The 3,209-nt window shown below is 67.5% G+C and carries 1 protein-coding gene; it reads right to left on the minus strand.

Translation table 11 applies throughout. The features are described 5' to 3' along the window. Positions 1-3,209: hypothetical protein (locus ACFFIA_RS41575; RefSeq protein WP_377262530.1), on the minus strand; the 3,209-nt coding region annotated here is incomplete at both ends.

The raw sequence follows: 3,209 nt of genomic DNA on the forward strand, positions 1-3,209 counted from the left end.
CCGGCCCCCGCCGCACCACAACCACCGGCGCATCCACCACACCCACAACCCGCGGATACGCCTCAATCTCCGCCACCACCCGCCGCGCCGCCCGCGACGTCGCCTCATCCGCACTCGCCACAAGCGCCGCCAACACCGGACTATCCCGAGTCACCCCACCCGAACCCTCCACCAACAACCCATAAAGCCGATCATCAACCGCCGACTCATCCCCAGCCGCATAATCAACCACAATCCCCAACAACGCCGCATCAACCCGCTCCACCCCACCAAGATCTATCCCCCGAACCAGCTTCACCACCAAACCCGGATCAACCAGATCCTCATCACCCAGCAACGACACAAGCAGACCCCGCCGCACCACCGGATCCACCTCAGTCAGAAAATCAAACCCCTCATAAACCAAACCCACCCGAGCCAACCCCAACAACCCCTGCGTCGCCACCACCCGACCAACATCAGACTCCCGACCACCCTCCTCCACCAAACGATCAAGCGCACGAGAACGCACCACCTCATCCGCCCGCTCCAAAACCTCAGTCAACGAATCAAACGCCTCCCGCGACCGCTTCCAACTCGACGCGGTCAACAAATCATCGATACTGCTATCCACGAGCAGTTCAGACAGGGCGCTCGCGTCGATGCCCCGGGCGCTTACTCGCTGGTGCAGGAATCCCACCCAGTTGGCTCGAACGGGGCCGTCGAGCAGATCCACCACGTCCCCGACGATCCGAAGAGCCCTGTTCGGATCTCCCCCGGCCAAGGCGGCGACGCCCCGCACCAGTTCGAGTTCGACCTTTCCGTCCTCGCCGAAGTCGACCGAATCGAGTAACGGCAGCAGACCCTCGTACTGCGCCGGTGGCACCGCGGCGACGAGCCGGCGCAGCGCAACCTGCTGGCTGGCGGCGTCCGGGGCCGTCAGCACCTGTGCCACCTGCCTGCCATGACCCGGCGCCAGCAGATCGATCACGGCGTGCGCCCGGGAGGCGGCCGGTCCACCATTGAAGTCGCCGGTGTCGAGCTGGTGGGCGAGCCGGCCGGCGACCTCAGGCAGCAACAGTCTGGCGTCGTCGGTCAGGTATGCACGGATCGCGTCCCCGCTCGACTGGGCGACGGTCAGACTTGATTCGACCAACCACCCGTCGATGATCGGCATGATCAGGTCGGTGGCGTAGCCGAGCATCGCCTTCGCGGCGACGGGCCCCCGAACGGTAGCCAGCTGCCCGACCACTGCGGCCCATCTCGACCGCGCGTTGCTGGTCGGCCTCGATCCCATCCCCCGGACCTTGCCCAGCAAGCCGTTATCCGACCTGGTCAGGGACACGCCCCGGGACCAGAGGAAGAGTCTTGTGGTCCCCGCCAGGCCCGCCCTGTCCAGCACCCAGGTCAGGCTCTTCACGCGATCCACCGGGTTGGGGTCGGTCAGGAAGTCCAACGCCGTCTGGTCGACTTCAGCCTGCGCGAGCCTGAGTAGTTCCTGGACTGCGGCGGTCCGGCCGGTGTTTGTGACGGTGTCCGGCTGTTCCCGTCGGAATTGTAGGTATCGAGTGAGCTCATCGACCGCAGACCGCCCGGTCCCGGTGCCGAACAGATGGCGGGTGTCGATCCAGTGGCCAGCCGCCTCCGGCCAGGTCTGCGCGGAGACAACGGCGTCGGCCCATCGGGTCAGCAGATGCGCGCTGAATTGTTGCAGCGCCTCGCCGAAGCCACGGCGTTCGGGGCCCATCGTCTTCTCGACGTCAGCGATCGCAGTAAGGATAGCGCCCCACGTACCGACCAGCTGCGGCGCCAGCGCCGGTCCGGGGGTGATCAGCCGTACGGCTGCGGCGAGGTCGCCACGAGCGACCAGCTCCGTCGCCCGGTAGAGCGTGGCCGTCCCCTCGTCGGTGCCGGTCGACGCCACCTCGATCGGCGGCAACGGTTCGTCCCAGAGCAACACCGGATGGGTGGACGCCTCCACGTGGCTCTCCGCCGAGATCTGCGCGAGCCGCTCGACGAACTCTCGACCGTCGGCGACAGTCGCCCACTTCGACCCGTACGAGCGAACCTCGAGGCCGCCCACCGGCGGCGACCCCGGGCCGCTGACGGTTCTCAGTTGTCGCCACTCGGTCATGCCAGGAAACGCGTTGTTCTGGCTTACCTCGCGGCCCCGCAGCGGTGCGGTGAAGTACTCCCGCACACTCACCCTGCCGCTGGCCGCGACGGCGTGCCACGGGGCGTCGGAATCCCAGACCAGTCCGGTCCCGAGCGGACCGTCGACCGCCGCGCGGAGCCGCTGCTCGTAGTCGGGACTGGCCCGCAGGTGCTCACTGGTGAACGCGTCGAAGACGGAATCGACGTCGAGGGCGAGCTGGACTCGAATCCACCACGGCAGCTCTGCCCAGAATTGGAGCATCGCCGGTCGGGCAAGCGCCGCGTTGTGTCTCTTGCTGAGTTGATGTGGTTCGGCGTAACTGGTGGCCAACGCGTCGGCGTGCGCGTAGAGCAGCCCGGTGAAACCGTGGACCGCGTCGCGCACCCGGTCGGCCGCCGTGTCGTCCGACCGGGTGAAGCGACGCAGTGCGCTTTCGGCGATGCCCTGGCCGAACCTCAGGCCCCGCCGCAGTCGCTCCTTGACCGGCAGCCCGGTGCTCTCGTCGCGCCAGGTGTTCTCGGCCACGTGGTCGAGGACCTTCAACAGGCTCTCGGTCGCCGCGTCAACGGTGATGTGGAAGTGGAACTTACTCGGCTCCCCTTCCGGGGTGGGGCCGATCAGCGCCCCGGCAGTGTCAGGATCGAGGTCGAAACCGAGGTCGGCCAGCACGTCGCCGAGCGGCTGCGACGGCACGCCAGGCTCCAGCTTGTCCGGATCGAGCCGTTCGTTCAGGCGGTGCTCCAACGCCTCCATCAACCGCCACACCGAGTCGGCGTCCTCGACCCCTCCAAGCTCGTTCGGAAAGGTTCTCAGCACGCCGGAGACGACCTCGGGGAGCGCGACCAGTCGCGGCGTGGCCCCAACCTGGGACGGACGGTCGATGAACGTCCGGATCGGCTCCCCCGGTTCACCATCGGCCACGAACAGCGGCCGATCCTCCACCTCGATGACGAGCGACCCGTCCTTGGTGCCGGCCAGTTGGTCGCCCCTGGCCTCGGCGGGGTCGGCGTTGCCGGGGAGTTGGATCGGCAGCAACCACTCCGCCTCGAAACCGATCCCCCGATACGGCCCACGC

This window comes from Phytohabitans kaempferiae, assembly GCF_042433955.1.
GTDB classification, from domain to species: Bacteria; Actinomycetota; Actinomycetes; order Mycobacteriales; family Micromonosporaceae; genus Phytohabitans; species Phytohabitans kaempferiae.